This window comes from Paenibacillus sp. Leaf72 (genome assembly GCF_001422685.1).
GTDB lineage: Bacteria > Bacillota > Bacilli > Paenibacillales > Paenibacillaceae > Pristimantibacillus.
The window spans coordinates 86,217-103,894 of record NZ_LMLV01000005.1 but is presented as its reverse complement, the minus strand read 5'-3'; the positions used below and the strand labels follow the sequence as shown (position 1 = coordinate 103,894).

The following is a 17,678-nucleotide window of genomic DNA, read 5'->3' as shown; positions in this document are numbered from 1 at the left end:
AGCTTACCCTTTTACCCCGCCTACCATCATGCCTTTGACAAAATATTTCTGCAGGAAAGGATACACCATAATAATCGGCACCGAGGCAACAATCGTCATCGTAGCACGAACGGCCATAGGCGTAACCATATTTTGCTGTGCTCCGCTGGCTCCTTGAATCATCCCATCCATGCTCGATGTTCCGGTGGTCGTATTGGAGTTTTGCAGAATTTTCTGCAGTTCATATTGCAAGGTGCTTAAATTGCTGTCTGATGAATTATATAGAAATACGTCGAACCACGAATTCCATTGGTATACCCCGGAAAATAAAGCTACCGTTGCAAGCACGGGTACCGTTAACGGTAAAATAATACTGAAAAAGGTTCTGTAATCTCCTGCACCGTCAATTTTTCCCGATTCAAGGATGCTTTCCGGAAGATTCTCAATAAAGGAACGAATGATGATCAGGTTGAACACGCCAATGATTCCCGGAAGAATGTATACCCAGAAGCTTCCAATCATCCCCATATCTCTCATTAGGAGATAATTTGGAATTAGGCCGCCGTTAAAATACATAGTCATAATAAAGGCCACCGTGATGAATTTGCGGAGCACATATTCCTGTCTGCTGAGCGTAAAAGCCAGCATGGCCGAGCAGAAGACGGTTACGACAGTTCCTATGACCGTTCGCAGGACTGATATGAGAGTCGCATGAAAAATAGTCGCCTCTCTAAAAATGTAGCTATAGTTAGCGATTGTCCACTCTCGTGGCAGCAGGTATATTCCGCCTTTTATTGAATCCTGTGCACTGTTGAGAGAAACCGCAAGTACGTTCAAAAATGGATAGAGAGTAATAATCATCAAAAAAATCATGAAGCTGTAGTTGCAAATGACAAACAAGCGGTCACCGGTGGAAGAGCTCATTCGATGCTTAATCCGTTTATTCTTTTTGACAGCTACGATTTCCATTCGTGCTCCTCCTTTTCTAATACAGCCTGGCTTCTCCCATGCGTTTCGCGGCGTTATTCGCTATAAACAATAGGATGAAGCTGACCACGGTTTTGAACATGCCTGCTGCAATAGAAAGAGAGAAATTGCTCTGCGCAATCCCGTATTTCAGCACGAATATATCTATGTTCTCGGAATAGTCAACATTCATGCCGTTGCCCAGCAAATACTGTGGTTCGAATCCCGACTCCAGCAAATAACCGATATTCATAATTAGCAGTATGATTACAACAGATTTAATACCAGGCAATGTAATATAGATCATTTTCTTGAATCGATTCGCACCGTCAATCTCTGCAGCTTCATATTGCGTAGGATCAATCGTCGTCATTGCCGCCAGATACACAATTGTATTCCATCCTATGTCTTTCCAGATAGAGCTTGCTCCGAAGATGGTCCAGAAATACTCTGGAATGCCTAAGAACAAAATTTCATTGCCGCGATCAATAAATCCCAACCCGACTAACAATTGGTTGATTGTTCCGTCCGGCGACAAGGTCGTTTGGATAATGCTCGCTGCTACCACCCAGGATATAAAGTGTGGCAAATAACTCACGGTCTGAACGACGCGTTTAAAGGCGATATTGCGTATTTCATTTAGCAGCAAAGCAAGTGTAATCGCTGTGATGAAGCCAAAAATCAAATTAATCGAGCTCATAGCCAGCGTATTGCGGAGAACTCTGAGAAATCGGTCATCCCCAAACAAAAATTTAAAATGCTCAAACCCAATCCACGCTTGATCCATAAATTTTTTAGCCGGCTTATAATCCTGGAAAGCGATGGTCCAGCCCCATAGCGGTAAATATTTAAATATAATCAGCCATATTAAAAAGGGAACAGACATGATGGCGAGGGCACGCTGTTGAAACAGCTTTTTAAAGAAATGCCTGATTCGGTTCTCGTATTTATTTCCCTTGGATTGGGAAATGGCCAATACCGTATTTTTGTCCACCTGTATTCTCTCCTTCCAAAACCACACGGGTAAAGCAAACATTCAGAAAGGCCAGCCTCAACCGATGCAGTCTGGCCTTTCTCATAAAAGGGATTACTGGTTCGCCATCGCAACCTTCTGCTTCACTTGCTCCGTTGTCCATTTCTCATAGCCCGCAGTGTCCAGCTTGCCGAATTCCTTCATATACTCCTCCCATACAGCATCAAATTTATCCGGAGTTGCCATTACCATTTTCGGGAAGTATTTCTTCGTCATTTCATCCTTGCTTGCTTCCCATAGCTGTTCCGGTGAGTTTTGCTCCTTCGCAAATCCCCAGGCAGGAAAGTAAGGACGGCTGATCGGCTCAGCGTACAACTGGCTATAGGTTTGCACCCCATACTTCTCCAGAATGAATTTATCCTTCTCCGTCAGTGTCATTTGGAAAACCTCTGGCTGGCTGGCAACATTTCGCGCATTTCCGTTAGCCAGTGTAGAGGTAGCATTATACATTGGCCAGTTCCAGCTGTAATATTTGAAGCCAAAGCTCTCTCTGAACGTCTCATCAATTTTGTCAATTTGCTCTTGAGTTCGATAGTAGCGGCCTTCTTCATTTACTTCATAGGTTTCGCCCTTGATTCCCCATGACAACAGCGTCTGATTCTCTTCTGTCAGCATATTGTCAAAGTACTGGATGATTCGGACCGGGTCCTTGGCGCTGACCGTAATCCCGATTCCGCGGTTGGTTACTAGTCCGCCCGGAGGGTCCAGATAAGCATCCGGGGTATTTTCATCAAAGGTAATGGGCAGCGGGAAGTAATTATATCCGTCCAGGGAAGGATCCTTTCTTGCCGCATCCTTCAGGACATTAAGCGCATTATCTACCTGCCAGCGGTAATCGAAAAAGCCGAGTACCTTATGGGAAGTTAATTTGGCGATATACTGGTCGTAGTTGTCCACAAAGGACGCTTTGTCAAAAAGTCCATTTGCATTCAGTTTATTTAATTCTTTCAACCACCTCTTAGTAGCGTCAGAACCAGCATACGTTTTTGCTTCCCAAGTGCTGGTATCTACAGTAACGTTGCCGTCATTCGGGTAACCCATAAGGTGCATAGGCGGATTGGAGGTGGCAAAAAAACGCCAGTCATGTGTAAGTGATACTAATCCAGTCAAATTTTCGTCCTTATGCTTATCTCGGTAATTCGTGATTAGCTCGACGTACTGATCCAAAGTTTTGATCTTGGGATATCCGGCTTCCTCCAGCACACGACGCTGCACCCAGAAAGCTGCTCCGGCTTCCGGCTCAGGAATAAAATCGTTCACTTGCGCAGCAATAGGGAGGAAATAGATTTTTCCATCTTTAGCTTTCATTTGATTCAGCGATTTTCCATAAACCCGCTTGATATTCGGACCGTATTGCTCAATGAGATCATCGAGCGGTATAAAAGCGCCTGCATTCAGCACTTCTTCTATTGCTGCATCCGGGATTAGCACATCAGGGTAATCGTTAGCGGCAATCATCGTTCCAATCTTTGTATTTAAGTCGCCGACTACAAACTCCAGCTTGAAATTCACGCCGGTTTGATCCTCAAGGAGCTTGCCGATTGTAGTTTGATTGGTATTGCCATCCTTCGAACCGGCTACCCCGTTGAAAATTTTAAATGTTACTTTATCCTGCTTGGCTCCTGTAGTTGCATTGCCACTCTGCTCCGCCGTTCCTGTATTCTCCTTCGTATTATTGTTGCCAGAGCAAGCTGTAATCACAGATAATGATAATACTGCTGTTAAACAGAGAAGCCAAATTCTATTGATTTTGTTCATTGCTTTTACTCCCCCTTTTATATGAATGGTGTGTTACTCCCTTAGTATAAAAGCGTTTTCATTTCATCGTTACCCTTTAAATTATGGTTTATTCTTTGAAAACTATGGATTCGATGGAATTTTCAGCACGATTCGTGTTCCTTCACCAGGGCGGCTGTGTACTTCAAATACAATTCGGTCGCCATAAAGCATTTTGCCCCTGTAAATTACATTCTGTATCCCAATCCGGTCGCCAATAAGTTCTTCCGCCTTAAGGTAGTCATACAGCCTGCTGACCAGCTTCCCGTTCATGCCGATTCCGTTGTCTTTGACTGAGAAAACGACAAAATCCTCCTCAATTCCAATCCGGATATCAATTCTCCCGCCTTTTTTCAGCGGTTCAATCCCATGAATGCTAGCGTTCTCCACAAAGGGAAGAAACACCATCTTCGGGATTACACAGGCACGGGCTTCAGGCTCCACCTCGACATGGTATTTCAATTTGTCTTCGAAACGATATTTCTGTATTTCTAAAAAACACATGATAAAACCCAGTTCCTCCTCCACCGTTACCCATTCCTTATTCCAGGTTAAAGAGCTGCGTAAAATCATCGCCATACTTTGAATCATTTTGGCTGTCTCCTTCTCATGCTTAAGCAGACTTCGCATCCGTATCGTCTCCAGCGCATTGAACAGGAAATGGGGATTAATCTGACTTTGAAGAGCATTCAGCTGCGCCTTCCGCCGTTCCAGCTCAAGTGATTTTTTCTGGATAGCCGTCATATACACATCGTTAATTAATGTCTTAATCTGCATAATCATATTGTTGAATTCGAGTGTCAGCTGACCGATTTCATCACGGGCTTCCCCATAATTGATCATCTGAAAATTCTGTGTTTTTACTTTCTTCATATGCTTTAGGATTTCAATAATCCGTACGTTAATAGACCTTGTAATAATTAAGATGATTATAGTAGGAAAAATCATCATCACGCATCCGGACCAAACAATGAAATAGCGTGACTTCAACTCCTCCTTAATAATCTCATGCTCATTAATGGTACCCACGACCTTCCAGCCGCGCAGATAACTGATGCTGCCATATCCCTTCTCAAATTGAATGAGATTATCCGATTTCAGGGAGCTGTACAGATGCTTGGTATTCGCCTGCCAGTCGATTGCCCGGTTGGTTGTGTATTCTATTCGGTCTCCTGGACTCAGCAGGTACATATCTCCCTTTACATTCAAATTAGAAAAAATCTCCATGATATCAATCGTCTTGAAATCAAGTTTAATGAGCTTCTCCTTGGCCATCCGATCCGCAAAATAATCCATTCGCCGGAGCAGCGAAAAAGATTGAAATTGGCCCTCCGGGTCTTCGATGCGAACGAATACAGGCTGGGATGACGCATCCTTCAGCCAAAGCTTATACCATGCTTCTTCACGAACCTCATCGGATAATATGCCGATATTTCCTGAATTCAAAAGCGTGGGATTGTCTACATATATCGTTTTGTTCTGAAGAGAAGAAGAGAACGGAGAGTAATTGTTCAGAATCGATCTTAAATAGAGATCATAGGCCTCTACATAGTCTTCCGTATGCGTGAAATTCATATTTAACACTTCATTGGTTTTGTAATCCGCATAAAAAAAGGAGGATAACCCTACACCTTGATCAACCATTAACTGGAACTCATTTTTAATTTGCTCCACGGCACGGTCAATATCATTGATTCTTTGTTCTTTTACATTCTCGGTAATGATATTATAAAAAATCGCATTCGTCAGAATGATTGGAGCAATGACACCAAGGAAATATACCAAAAACATTTTGTTCCTCAACCGGATATTATTCAGAAAATGCATAGCTTCCCCTTCCCCCTCCTCGCTTTAGCGCTTGCCGATTCGGCTTCTATATTCCGTAGGGGTCATCTGTCCCAGCTTTTCAAATTGGGTCACGAAATAATCCGCATTTTTGAAGCCCACCTGCTCGGCAATTTCATAGATCCGCATGTCGGTCTGTCTTAGAAGCTTCTTGGCTTCCGTAATACGCAGCTGGAGCAAGTAGTCATTGAAATACATCCCATAGTTTTTTTTGAATATTTGTCCGAGATAGGCAGAACTCATGTAAAACTGATTAGCCATACTTTTCAGATTGAGATTTTCATGAAAATTTTTATCTACATAACACTTAATCTTATAAAGCCCGCCACTTCCATAGCTTTGATAGAGACTCTGAATCAACCTGGCAGCCTCCAGCGCAAAGGCTTCAAACAAGGCCCGGAGCTCGCTAAATGTGATGTTATGATCCTGCCAGTTCATGATAGGCATAAGACTTGCCAGCCGCTTTTCATCGCCTTCCATACTTCTAATCGTATTCAGCACACTGTGGACACATTGAATCGTGGCCGCTTTTATAGCTTCCTGCGATACAGCCTTTTCTGCAAACTCCGCAAACATCCGGTCGATAACCAAAACAAGCTTTTGCTCGTTGTTCTCTTCAATGGCTTCAATGATTGTACGGTACACCTCGTCCTTGATATGGACATAACGGAGATCCTTATCGGCAATATCGGAATGCAGCAGGATTCGCTGGGTGTGCCTGAAGTATTTATATTGCACGGTCTCCTTAGCGCTGACGTAAGAATGCTTCAATAGCATGAAGGAGCTTACCGTTCTGCCCACATAGGCTTGAAGGTCTAAGGAGAACAGATTACTGAGCTGAAGCAGACAATCTGCCATGAAGCTCCGGGCATCACCATTATGTCCTCTTAAGTAGAGATCAGGTATAATAAATCCGAATGCGCGCCGATGCTCGTGCACAATCGGGGTTTCCGAACAAAGCTGCTGAACCGATTGCTGGATTGCATTTTTGAATTCTGCCTTAGGAGGCATAAGCCTGTCTCCCCACGGAAACACATTATTAATTTCCAGCAATACGTACATAAACTCCTTCGCTCCCATTCCAGTCCAATGCTTTTCCCAGACCTCAAGAGCATCGTCCTTGGCTTCACCACGAATGAGCGTCTCAATCAGTTTCTCTTCCTCGTGAATAATAAGCCTCTCTTTTAGCTGTTTCTGTGCAGAAAACTTGTCGCGATATTTATGAAGCGCTTTCACAATTTCGTTCTCATTAATAGGCTTAAGCACATAATCCAGTACATCGTACCGAACCGCCTGCTGGGCGTAACGGAAGTCATTATAACCGCTGATAATAATAAATTCGGTTTCAAGCTTCGCCTCCGTTACGGCTTGAATTAGCCCGATTCCGTCTAAAATTGGCATACGGATATCCGTAATGACAAGATGCGGCTGCTGCTTGCAGATAAGATCCAGAGCGTCTTCTCCGTTGTCTGCCTCACCTATCACCTCAAAACCACTGCTTGCCCAATCCACCATTTCAATCAAGCCCTTGCGGACAAATAATTCATCGTCGACAATAATGATTCCGTACATCGTAATCTCACTCCCTTACTGAAGCTCATTCCAATTAGATACTAACTATAGAATATAATTTTCAAAAAGAATATCGTGAGTTTTCCATCGACTACTTGCTCAAAATCTTCCTCTATAGGTCGGAACATTTTCATATATGTACAGAATGAGCAGAACATAAAGCAAGACTGGGGTTATTATATCAGAGCGTACTAGGAGCACATAGTCTTTACATAAGAGAAGCAAAGGAAAGCAAAGGGTCATCTTTCCTTCCCTTTGCTTCAAAAATCGTGGCTTGCCAGGCTCTATACACTTGCGAACTTCGGCCTGATTCTGCCTAATATATGGTATCCACTTTCCGATTTTATTGGGCCCGGCTCACACGAAAACCCTGATCCGGGCCAATCCCATTTGCCTCAAACTTTCCCCGATAAGATAACTCGTTGTTTCTGACGTCGCCGATCCAACCGCCGCCCTTTACAACCCGGAAAGAACCACTCTCGCTATCCAAGTCCCCATCTCCGTACCAGTTCCAGCACCATTCCCTTACATTACCTGACATATCGTAAAGGCCTAGCTCATTGGGTTTATGGGCACCGACAGATTTTGTTTTATTTTTGTTGCTTTCTATAATAGTCCAGTTCCATTCTCCTGATAAGTATTTGTCTCCAGCGTTTTTCCAATACCAAGCTACTTCATCTACATTATTGCTCCCGCTGTAGGTGTAACTGTTGCTCACCTGGCCTCCACCTGCGGCGTATTCCCACTCCGCTTCCGTCGGCAATCGGTAACCACTCGCTCCCTCATTGATCGTTACTGTCCATTTTAGATTATCGTGATCACTCTTATTATTCGGATCTTTTTTATTTTTGTCTATCTCGTAATACGGTTTCAGGCCCTCTTTTATACTTCGTTTATTACAGTATTCAACAACATCATACCAACTTACCATTTCTACCGGTAAATTGTCGCCCTTGAAGCCCGAGGGGTTGCTTCCCATAACCTCAACCCACTCTTTTTGAGTTACCTCATATTTGTCGATATAAAAGCTCGATATAGTTACACTTTTTCCATAAAAGTTGGACTTCGTATTCACAAAAATCCCACCTTCTACAAAGACAAGATTATCATTGTTTTTATTGTTTTCATTATTTTCATTGTTTTCGGTCTTCTCAGCCTTCTCGGTCTTTTCAGGCATTTCTTGCGAGCAAGCAATGACTACCAATAATATTGCTGGCAAAAGGAAAATAAATCGTTTTCTCATTACTATTTCTCCTTTAAACGAATAGGAAAAGGATGCAGGCAAATATCTATTGTTGAAATAGATAAGGCCGCCAGCTGTGAGACCGGCAGGCCTTAGCAAGCAATATTTATAATGAAATGATGCCTGTTACCACACCGTTACATTAGAGCTGCCGCTGCTTTGATACCCCTCTGTCGCAAATACCTGGTAAGTCCAGCTGCTCCCCAGATACATTCCTTTACTTTGCCATGCATTAACGTGGTTGCTGAACGTGATCGCGGAGTTGACCCCAGTTGCTCTCTTCGACTGGCGGACACTCCAATACTGAGGGAAGGTTTGTGTACCGTCGATGGATGGCGCGTTGTATCGCATAGTCGTATAAATGTCATATGTGCCTCCGTCGCTGGACACGGTTCCTTTATACGTTCCGGTAGGACGATACGTGCCCCAACTGTCAACGACGTAATATTCAATTAGCGAGTTTCTTGTCCACCCGTAGAGAGTCAAATATCCATTGCCAGACGGCGCCCAGACGCCGGCATTATAGTTAACTGTCCGGTTTGGCGATCCGTTAATCCAGCCTTTTCCAACAACGAAATTCCCGACATTTGACCATGTAACACTATAATTGCCGCCGGATCCATTGACAGCATTTACTGTTCCGCCGCCATCAGTCCAATTTTGCCAATAGTCTGTCGCTGCACTTGAGGTTGCCGAAAACAAGCCCAAGCTCATAGAAGCTGCAAGGCATACCGTCAAAATTTTCTTATTCAGCTTTAATTTGAACATAAGATACCTCCTCATTTTTTATCGTTATTTGCCTATGTGTTATGGTTTCTTCTCTATGCAGCACAACACTTATCCTGTGTCATGTCTCGCCATCATCTTACTATCACCTCCTTCTTAAGGTAAATTATAGCAAGTAAGCGCATACATTAATACATTGTAAATTATAGGTTTTCCCTTCATTTTCTAAGCTTATTATTAACTGAGCAGGCTGTGTCGCCGATTACAGATCTGACCTCCATGCCCGTTGCCTTGCTTTTCTCGGTCGCCATGGCTATATGCGTTTTGTATCAAAAAAAAAAGGAGTCGGCACTTTAATGCCCTCCTTTTGCACCGTAAAACTACATTACTAGCCTCCCGATTTTTTGCGACGTTTCCAGTCCTGATAACGCTCCGTAATGATCGGCTCGATGATGTGATAGTTTTCAATCGAATCTTCTACATGGTAGATTGTCGGCAAGCCGGCCGCCAATCCATTTGTGAAATCAACGGCCGTATAGATGTCGTTTTGGATATTAAGATATTCGCGGGCAAACGCATCTGCCTCATCCGACAATTCGTTCGAGCTAAGCACGCCATCCCAGTTTTTACGATAAAATTGAGCTCCGGTCATCTCATCCCTTTTGACAAGCTCAATTTCCGCTGCATCTTCTTTGCGGCTTCGTTTGCTGAGCAGATCATTTTTGATTATCCAAGCTATGAACATGCCCGACGGAACGTAAGCTTGGTGGTGCTCCAACTCTTGCGGAAAATCGCCATCGTAATGCCATTTCGCTTTGTCGTAGACGTATTTTTCTTTTTCTGCGATCTGAAATAAAATATCTCGCGGTTCTTCCACAAAACCTTTATCCCTCAGTTCATCAGCCAATTCGTTCAGTCGATCGATCGCTTCCTGTTTGACGGGATACGGCTCGTATGTCGGGTTCATCGTCTTCTTGTCGGGATACAGCCGGCCTTTAATGATATTAAGAATATAAACTTCTATTCCTTCCGTAATCGTTAAATGCCGATAGTCTTTAAACGTCTTTCCCTGTTTGGTTAAAACCAGCTCGATCTTGCTCACCTTATCGATCACCTCATCATATTTCAGGTTGCTTCCTTGTCACAAAATGCTCAACCTTATTGACTCTTCCTATATCAATCCTACCTGCAACCCCCTGAAAACATCTATTCCTGTGGAAACATGGCATGTTTTTCAGAGCCTTCTAAATACCCTTGATTCTCAAATATGTTCCAAATTTCTTCTCTTTGGAGCGTCCAATATGTGCCGATTTCCTATCTCTCCTATTTTTTAAAATATGGTGATGACGAATTCCTCGAAGGTGGCTTCCTCTCTTGGATTGATGGATAAATTATCATCATGCCATATTTCAACAATAGCCCAATTATCCGTTATTAAAAAACCTACGGCATCTCCAGCAAAATTATCCCCAAACAATAACACATCCTTCAGTTCTGGATGCGAGTCCTCGTCGTAAAGATGGCCTAAAATTTCGTCCACCTCAACCAAACCGCTATAAAAATTAAAATCGTTACGGTTAACTGTCCCATAGCCAACTTCCCTTAGGAACGCAATATAATCTTCGGGGATGCCTTCTACTTCTAGCTCTCTTTTTATTTCAGCTTCAGATAAAGCTTCAAAGCTATGACTTGAGGCATTATCTCTAATTAGACTCTTAATGTTGTTATATCTCATAGGCTTATAGCTACCCCCTATAATTAGTTTTATTTATGAATCCATGTTGTAAAATAAGCATACCAATTCCCACCAAATTAATATATAAATAAGTCGGAAAATGAAAAAAAGAACCTCCTGTCCAGGAAGTTCCCCGATTACTATTTTGTTAATTCGAAATCTAATACCAATTCACTCGTGTGACCGAGAAAATGATAGTTATAGCTTCCGATTAATTTTTCCAGCTCTCCTGTGCCGTTAATGATTTGAGCGGGGCTATCAAGAGTACCGTTATCAAACATACCGTTTTCACAAGCTGTAAACGTTCCATAATGTCCATCGTAATGACCTTCAAAGTGCAGGAACCCCGCAATTTTGGATTTGGCCTTTTCAGCATCCTCCATATGACTATCTAAGTAATACAGCAAATATTCTAAAGTTGCTTTCCCTTCCAAAATACCTTTAATTTCGTATTCAACTTTTGCAGTATTAACGGGGAAGTTGCTAAGATTATTTTCAATGGGTTGTTCCTCCCACTTTGTTACAGTAAAAATGGCTGTTTTCATATCATCACTCTTTCCTCAAAATAGTATCATTAAAATTAGTTTGAAATTGAGACAAGACAATTCTTATATCTTCACAGAATGGCATTCATCAACTCATAGAAATACTTGGATTCCTGCGTCTTATTTAGACTATACCAGGCATCTAATGTTTCTGATGAAAACACATCGAGCGCTCTCAAGACATGTACAGAAAACTCCAATGGTGCTATACCAGATGCAGTGATCAGTTTTCCATCCGTTACAGCTGGCTCCATATTGTAATATTTTTCGCCCGTATAATTGGGACAGATCATTTTAAGATACTCCAAATCATTGCTTGTATGCCAGCGTGAATCCAACAGCCCCGTCTGGGCAAGTCCAATTGTAGCCCCACAAATCGCTGCCACTAATGTCCCTGCCTTTAAACACCTTTCCGCCGTTTCTAAAATGGGTTGGTGAAAGGTTTCTGTCCAGGTGTCTCCACCGGGTAAAATCAATGTATCCGTGCTTTCGATGCTGCACTCATCCAGTCTGATGTCTGGCCGTATTTTCAATCCGCCCATTGTCGTTACAGGCGTCTTGTCCATTCCCACAGTAATGATTTTGGATGGAGCCAGCCCTTTTTTATAATATCTTCCCGAGTTCAGTTCGGCAGTTAAATAACCGATTTCCCAGTCTGACATCGTGTCAAACACATAAAGATAGACCGTATTCGTCATTTGCAAGTTCCCCTTATTTTACAAGTCATCAAGGAATACCACCCATCCATGCATCGGCAATCCATGATTATCCTCATTATAAAATAGCTTCACTGACAGCTGCTGTCAGTGAAGCTATTAAAGCCGATAATATTCCATTAACTCCGACGCAACAGCAACAAGCCTGTCCTTCAAACTCTGTGGTTCGATGACTTTAATGGATTTCGCATAGGATAGCAGAAAATAAGGGACATGTGTCTGAATGGATGTTTCCTCAAGTAAGAAGATGGCTTGATTGGCTGTCCGCTCTTGCAGATGATGCCCCAAAAACCAATGCAAGCATAAGTCATCCAATGCCTCTGATCTGCCTTCAATCATTAAAGAAATCAACCCAGCCTTACCCACTAAATCCGGCAATAGATTTTGCATAAAAAATTCACGGGCCGAAAAAGCTTCGGGACGCTTAAAAAGAAGGGGAGTCCGCTTGATTTGCACAATCCGATCTGCCCGGAAGCTGCGAATCTCCTTCCTTAGATGGCAAAATCCAACCGTATACCATTTATGGTTCCAGTTAACCATTCCATAGGGGGCTATCACCCTGTTCTTAGGTTGATCTTCACGGCCTGTGCGATAATCGATTTCTACAGCGTATTCATTTGCTACAGCCTGCTCCAATTCCGCCAATATCGGCTGAACCGAAGGGTAGCCTCTGCGGTTTATCACTTCAAAACCGGCTAACTGGCGGCTAAGCATACTTTCCTGCTCCTCATTTGAATACATTCTCAATTTGGAGGTCGCATTGCCTAATGCCTCGCTTAAAGGGTATCCGGCCTCTTTGGCAAAAGCAGCCGCATGAAGGAGCGCCTTTTTCTCTTCCATATCAAATAGCAGAGGGGATCTGATAAATTGATTGAGCAAGCGATACCCGCCATTATGACCTGTGTCGGATATGATCGGCACTCCACTGGCACATAATGCATCTATATACCGATAAACGGTCCTTATATTTATTTCCAGTTTTTCAGCTATTTGTTTTGCCGTCATTTTCACGCCCGAATTCAGCATCCAGAGAATGGCCAGCATATTATCGTTTTTTGGCATAACAGGAACCCTCAGTTTCTATATAAATCTCAAAATAGTCTTACCATGCACCCCACATGTGCGGAGTACCACAACCCAATCAAAAAACTGCACCTCTGTCCGTTTCTTAATTAAAAGTATGGTGGAGCTAGGCGGAATCGAAGCGCCAACTAATCTAAGCCCCCGTGCTTATTCTAACTTCAAGTATTCATTTTTTTCTTGGGGAGTGTAACCAACCAGTTCGTCCTCCCATCATTGTTAGTTGCACAGCCCTAAATACTATTTCAGATCCTCTTTGATCTTATATCTGATGGCTATAAATGAAAATATAACTATAAAAACAATCGACACGCTAGCTACATGAACAAGATCATTTATATTATCAAAATCTCTTGCGCTTAAGATCGTATTAACTATTAAGAAAGAGGACAAATGAACGTCATCAATGATGGATTCCAAGACAGTTACAATCATTCCAAAAACATTCAACGATAGAACAAATCCAGCTACAATACTAGCAATCAAGCTTTTACTAATAATGGAGATGCATAAGATTACAATTGAAAATGCCCAATGAAGTAAAAATTGGCCGATCAACAATTTCGCAAAATAACCCCCATCTCCAATCATTGCATGGTTAAAGAAAATTGATCTTCCGATCATATCCGCAGCGATCATGACAATAAATGTAAGCAAAGTGAATAAGCCTGCAATTAATATTTTTGAAATAACAGTGTACATCCGCGCACGCTTCATCGAAATGTAATTTTTATAAAACCCAGAGTTATGTTCACTCATATAGAAGTAAACAACGAATACAGCAATATAAATCAGCGGCCACAATGGGATTTGAGACATCATGACTTGGATGAACTGACTTTCGTTCATCGAGCTGATCAGCATAACCCCACTTTCTCCGGGCTGCTCGTATTTTCCCAACATAAATATACCGAATATTTGAAAAGCAAAAAAAATTAACAGTAATATATAAATCATTTTATTTGATTTAAAACGGTGAAAGTCCATTTTGAGAATATTAATCACGGCTCCCACCCTCACTTTCTATCCGCGCCAAAAAATATTGTTCTAGGCTTTGTTTATGCTTGATAATCGAATGAACAGTTATGCCGCTTTCAACTAAGGTCTTGATGATATGTTGGTTCTCAAGATGAGCATCATATACATACACCACACGCTCACTAATGACTTTGTAATGATTAATATGCAATTTTTGTTCTAAGATGGGAACAGCCGAGCTTGCTTTATCCACTTCTATTTCAATACGATCTTCGCATTGAAGCAGCAGTTGCTCCCTTGAATGGTGTTCGATGATTTCTCCTTGATGTACGATTGCATATTGCGTCGCTACTTTCGACAACTCTTCCAAAATGTGACTTGAAATAATGATGGTCATTCCCGTTTTATTCAATTCCAAAATCATGTTTCTAATCTCAGAAATTCCTTGCGGGTCCAAACCGTTGATCGGTTCATCCAAAATCAAGACATCTGGGCTTCCAATTAATGCAGCTGCAATTCCAAGCCTTTGCTTCATGCCCATTGAATAATTTTTCACCTTGGTCTTGTTCGAACCTTCCAATCCGACAAGCTTCAGCAGCTTGTTAATATGCTCTTTCCGATTAGTCAATCCATAAGAGATCGCGATTAATTCCAAATTTTCATAGGCAGTATGATGGGGATATAACCCTGGATTTTCAATGAGTACGCCTATTCGTTCAAAATAAGGGTGATTATCCTTCACTGGACGATCAAATAATTTAATTTCTCCTGAAGTCGGGGATATCAATCCAGCAATCATCTTTAGCAAGGTGGATTTTCCTGCTCCATTTTGGCCTATCAAACCGAAGATTTCACCTTTGCCTATTTTAAACTCTACCTTACGCACTGCTGTTTTCCCTTTAAATTGTTTGGTTAATTGACTTACTTCAATAATTGCTTCAGCCATATTCGCACCTCCTTGTCAATAAAATAACAAAAAGAAGCTAACATATCGTCAATAAAAGATTAAGAAAGTTCAAAGAAGATTAGGGCCGGTTTAAGGCACTCCCTATGGTGCCAGCCTGAAACCAATGCCCCAAATGGTGTCAATATAAGCCTCCTCGTCAACCCTTTTGATTTTATTGCGAATATTGCTAATGTGAACGGTAATGGTTTTGTCCTCACCTATGTATATATCTTCCCATGCAAGCTCATACAGATCCTGCTTTGTAAACACTCGGGTAGGATTCTTAAGCAGCAGCTCAAGGATCTTGTATTCCTGTCTTGTAAGTTTCAAATCAGCTTGATTGACGCTAGCGTTCATCGTTCCGCTATCTAAAAGTAGATTTTTATGTCGATAGCGAGTGGCAGAATCCGTTCGGGAGGTTCGTTTGACATGTACATTGACTCGGGCAAGCAATTCCTCCACCTCAAACGGTTTCGTGACATAATCAGCGGCTCCCAACTTAAACAGATTTAATTTATTATCCAATTTGTCCTTGGCCGATAGAACTATAACTGGTGTGTCAGAGCTTAATTCTATTCTTAGCCGATGCATAAAATCTTCCCCCGAGAAGCCAGGAAGCATGAGGTCCAAAATAATAAGCTGATACTCGTGATGAGTGACGTTCATGATTCCCTCACTGCCAGAATACGCTTGCGTGCATTGAAACTTCTCTTTTCGAAGCACATCATAAATAATATTGTTGATATGCACGTCGTCCTCGACAATTAGAATTTTGGGGTGGTTCGTGTCATTGTACACGTCAACTCTCCTTTACGATTTTCTTAAAAGCTAAGCTGATGCAAAACTGCTCATCGTTCAGGTCAGCTTGCACATAACCATTCATTTTCTCCATCAGTGATTTCACGATAAAAAGTCCCAGTCCTGAAGATTGGTTCGTACGCGACGGATCTGCTTTGTAAAAGCGAGTAAATATGTTGTCAAGGCTCAGCAGATGATTTCGCTTCAGTACATTGGAAAAATGAAACAAAACCTCGTCCTGCTTCTCCTCATAACGAATGCTTAGAGCACCTTCACTGTGCATAAAGTAATTTTTGATCACATTCTCAAATACTCTTTCCAACGCACTTTCATTTCCCACTATAAATAGCGGTGCTTCCACCATGCAGATGTTTGGTTCATAGCCACATCGCAAAAAATCGTCGATAAAGGTAAACAGACGTTTATTTAACACTTTTATCACATCAACTGGCTCAAGCTCCAAGATGTAATCTGGGTTTTTCAGTTTCGTATATAGGAACAGCTCGTCAACAAGTGTAATAATCTGTTTCATTCTAGTCTGTGCCAGACTAACATACTCTGTTTTTTCTTTAAGATACTCGGATCGTTCCGCCAATTGCAGATAGCCGTCAAGTGAAGTCAGCGGGGTTCGTATATCGTGGGACAAGCTCATAATGGTCGCGTGAATTTCTTCCTTTTGTTCGATAAAATCTTGCTTCAACTTTCGTTGATCACGAAGCATTGCATTACATAAATCGATTAACCGATGAATTTCTTTTGGCTTAATTTGTGTTTGTATCATTTTGAATGAATGATGGTCTGATATAAAAGATAATTGGTTGCCGATATCCTTAATTTGGTTTTTGTAATACACAAGGTAAACGGATTGAATGATTAAAGCAGCCAGTATGACGATTAAAACAATATAAAACATAGAATCACTTCCTTTCTGACACTTGAACCATCTCGTTCTCCTGTATTTCAACTCTCTAACTCTTGGAAATTTGTACTTGAAGACTATATTCAATAATTTATAATTATATCCTTCAATAACGGTCTATTTCGACAACATTCAAATTTATACACTAGTTATTGTCTCAAGAAGGTACCATTAAAGCAATAAACCACATAATAATAGTTTATACAGTACATGTAGCCCAGACAGTATACTGCCGGGCTTCAACTTGCAGGAAAATGTGGCTCTTAGCTGCTAAATTCTTACCAACAACACACAGCACTCCACATGACTTGAGTGTCAGTCACTGTACCTTAGTTCGCGATTGATATCTGGTTTGCTAGAGGACATATTCCATTTGACGGTCATAAGGCTCGTATTCGGCTAACTTCTTATCAATCTCTACGGCATCGATGCATCCGACATTCGTGTAGAACAATTGGGACTCCTCTGATGAATGCGCCGAAATATACAGTTTCCGCGCTCCCATTGCTCTAGCCTTGTCAGCGCATCGCTCAAACAGCTTCTTTCCTATTCCCTTACTTCGATGCTCGTAGGAGACATGGATCTGCATCGTATTCTCCTCGCTTTTACGCTTTTTAACCGAACTTCATAACACCCTGAAACAAAGTGCTTAGAACTAAACATATTTATTGTATAGGAATCAAGTGCATGAAAAAAGAGGGATCATCCACTCATACATCTCCCATTTATTTGTCTACATCCCGTAATCATACCATGATTCCTAACATAGTTTATTGGCAGAATGACTTGTATTTGCTCCAGAAAAATAAGAAATCCTGCCA

Annotated in this window: 17 protein-coding genes; all 17 read right to left on the bottom strand. The window is 41.8% G+C overall.

Annotation, left to right across the window (positions count from 1 at the left end):
- Positions 1-3: 3 nt before the first annotated feature.
- Complete coding sequence (locus ASF12_RS12010) at positions 4-948, bottom strand: carbohydrate ABC transporter permease (protein ID WP_442952529.1); 945 nt, start codon at positions 946-948, stop codon at positions 4-6.
- A gap of 16 nt (positions 949-964) precedes the next feature.
- The gene (locus tag ASF12_RS12005; RefSeq protein WP_235533132.1) at positions 965-1,939 is read right to left on the bottom strand and encodes an ABC transporter permease; all 975 of its coding nucleotides are present in this window, start codon (positions 1,937-1,939) and stop codon (positions 965-967) included.
- 93 nt (positions 1,940-2,032) lie between these two features.
- Positions 2,033-3,736, bottom strand: coding sequence for a hypothetical protein (locus ASF12_RS12000; RefSeq protein ID WP_056034550.1), 1,704 nt, complete (start codon positions 3,734-3,736; stop codon positions 2,033-2,035).
- A gap of 102 nt (positions 3,737-3,838) precedes the next feature.
- The gene (locus tag ASF12_RS11995) at positions 3,839-5,545 is read right to left on the bottom strand and encodes a sensor histidine kinase (RefSeq protein WP_081418779.1); all 1,707 of its coding nucleotides are present in this window, start codon (positions 5,543-5,545) and stop codon (positions 3,839-3,841) included.
- 60 nt (positions 5,546-5,605) lie between these two features.
- Positions 5,606-7,171, bottom strand: a complete 1,566-nt coding sequence (locus tag ASF12_RS11990) for a response regulator (protein WP_056034542.1) — start codon at positions 7,169-7,171, stop codon at positions 5,606-5,608.
- 343 nt (positions 7,172-7,514) lie between these two features.
- A complete protein-coding gene (locus tag ASF12_RS11985; protein ID WP_056034540.1) occupies positions 7,515-8,414 on the bottom strand; it encodes a formylglycine-generating enzyme family protein in 900 nt (299 codons plus the stop codon).
- Positions 8,415-8,540: 126 nt separating this feature from the next.
- Positions 8,541-9,182 (bottom strand): glycoside hydrolase family 11 protein, encoded by a 642-nt coding sequence (locus tag ASF12_RS11980; RefSeq protein WP_056034536.1) that lies wholly within the window; start codon positions 9,180-9,182, stop codon positions 8,541-8,543.
- Positions 9,183-9,528: 346 nt separating this feature from the next.
- Positions 9,529-10,242 carry a DUF7832 domain-containing protein gene (locus tag ASF12_RS11975; protein ID WP_056034532.1) on the bottom strand — a complete coding sequence of 238 codons (714 nt, stop codon included), beginning with the start codon at positions 10,240-10,242 and terminating at the stop codon, positions 9,529-9,531.
- A 228-nt stretch (positions 10,243-10,470) separates the two neighbouring features.
- Positions 10,471-10,875 (bottom strand): SMI1/KNR4 family protein, encoded by a 405-nt coding sequence (locus ASF12_RS11970; protein ID WP_056034528.1) that lies wholly within the window; start codon positions 10,873-10,875, stop codon positions 10,471-10,473.
- Positions 10,876-11,015: 140 nt separating this feature from the next.
- Positions 11,016-11,420 (bottom strand): DUF3224 domain-containing protein, encoded by a 405-nt coding sequence (locus ASF12_RS11965; RefSeq protein ID WP_056034526.1) that lies wholly within the window; start codon positions 11,418-11,420, stop codon positions 11,016-11,018.
- Between the two features lie 71 nt (positions 11,421-11,491).
- Complete coding sequence (locus ASF12_RS11960; protein ID WP_056034523.1) at positions 11,492-12,118, bottom strand: type 1 glutamine amidotransferase family protein; 627 nt, start codon at positions 12,116-12,118, stop codon at positions 11,492-11,494.
- A 117-nt stretch (positions 12,119-12,235) separates the two neighbouring features.
- Positions 12,236-13,198 carry a helix-turn-helix transcriptional regulator gene (locus tag ASF12_RS11955; RefSeq protein ID WP_056034519.1) on the bottom strand — a complete coding sequence of 321 codons (963 nt, stop codon included), beginning with the start codon at positions 13,196-13,198 and terminating at the stop codon, positions 12,236-12,238.
- Positions 13,199-13,456: 258 nt separating this feature from the next.
- Positions 13,457-14,221, bottom strand: coding sequence for an ABC transporter permease (locus ASF12_RS11950; RefSeq protein WP_056034516.1), 765 nt, complete (start codon positions 14,219-14,221; stop codon positions 13,457-13,459).
- Entirely contained in the window at positions 14,214-15,140 is a 927-nt protein-coding gene (locus tag ASF12_RS11945; protein WP_056034513.1) for an ABC transporter ATP-binding protein, read from the bottom strand. The genes ASF12_RS11950 and ASF12_RS11945 overlap by 8 nt, the downstream gene beginning before the upstream one ends.
- Before the next feature lie 102 nt (positions 15,141-15,242).
- Positions 15,243-15,938 carry a response regulator transcription factor gene (locus tag ASF12_RS11940; protein WP_056034511.1) on the bottom strand — a complete coding sequence of 232 codons (696 nt, stop codon included), beginning with the start codon at positions 15,936-15,938 and terminating at the stop codon, positions 15,243-15,245.
- Position 15,939: 1 nt separating this feature from the next.
- On the bottom strand, positions 15,940-16,851 hold the full coding sequence (locus ASF12_RS11935) for a sensor histidine kinase (protein ID WP_056034507.1): 912 nt from the start codon (positions 16,849-16,851) through the stop codon (positions 15,940-15,942).
- 361 nt (positions 16,852-17,212) lie between these two features.
- Positions 17,213-17,446: a GNAT family N-acetyltransferase gene (locus tag ASF12_RS11930; RefSeq protein WP_056034505.1), complete on the bottom strand. Its 234-nt coding sequence runs from the start codon at positions 17,444-17,446 to the stop codon at positions 17,213-17,215.
- Between the last annotated feature and the right edge of the window lie 232 nt (positions 17,447-17,678).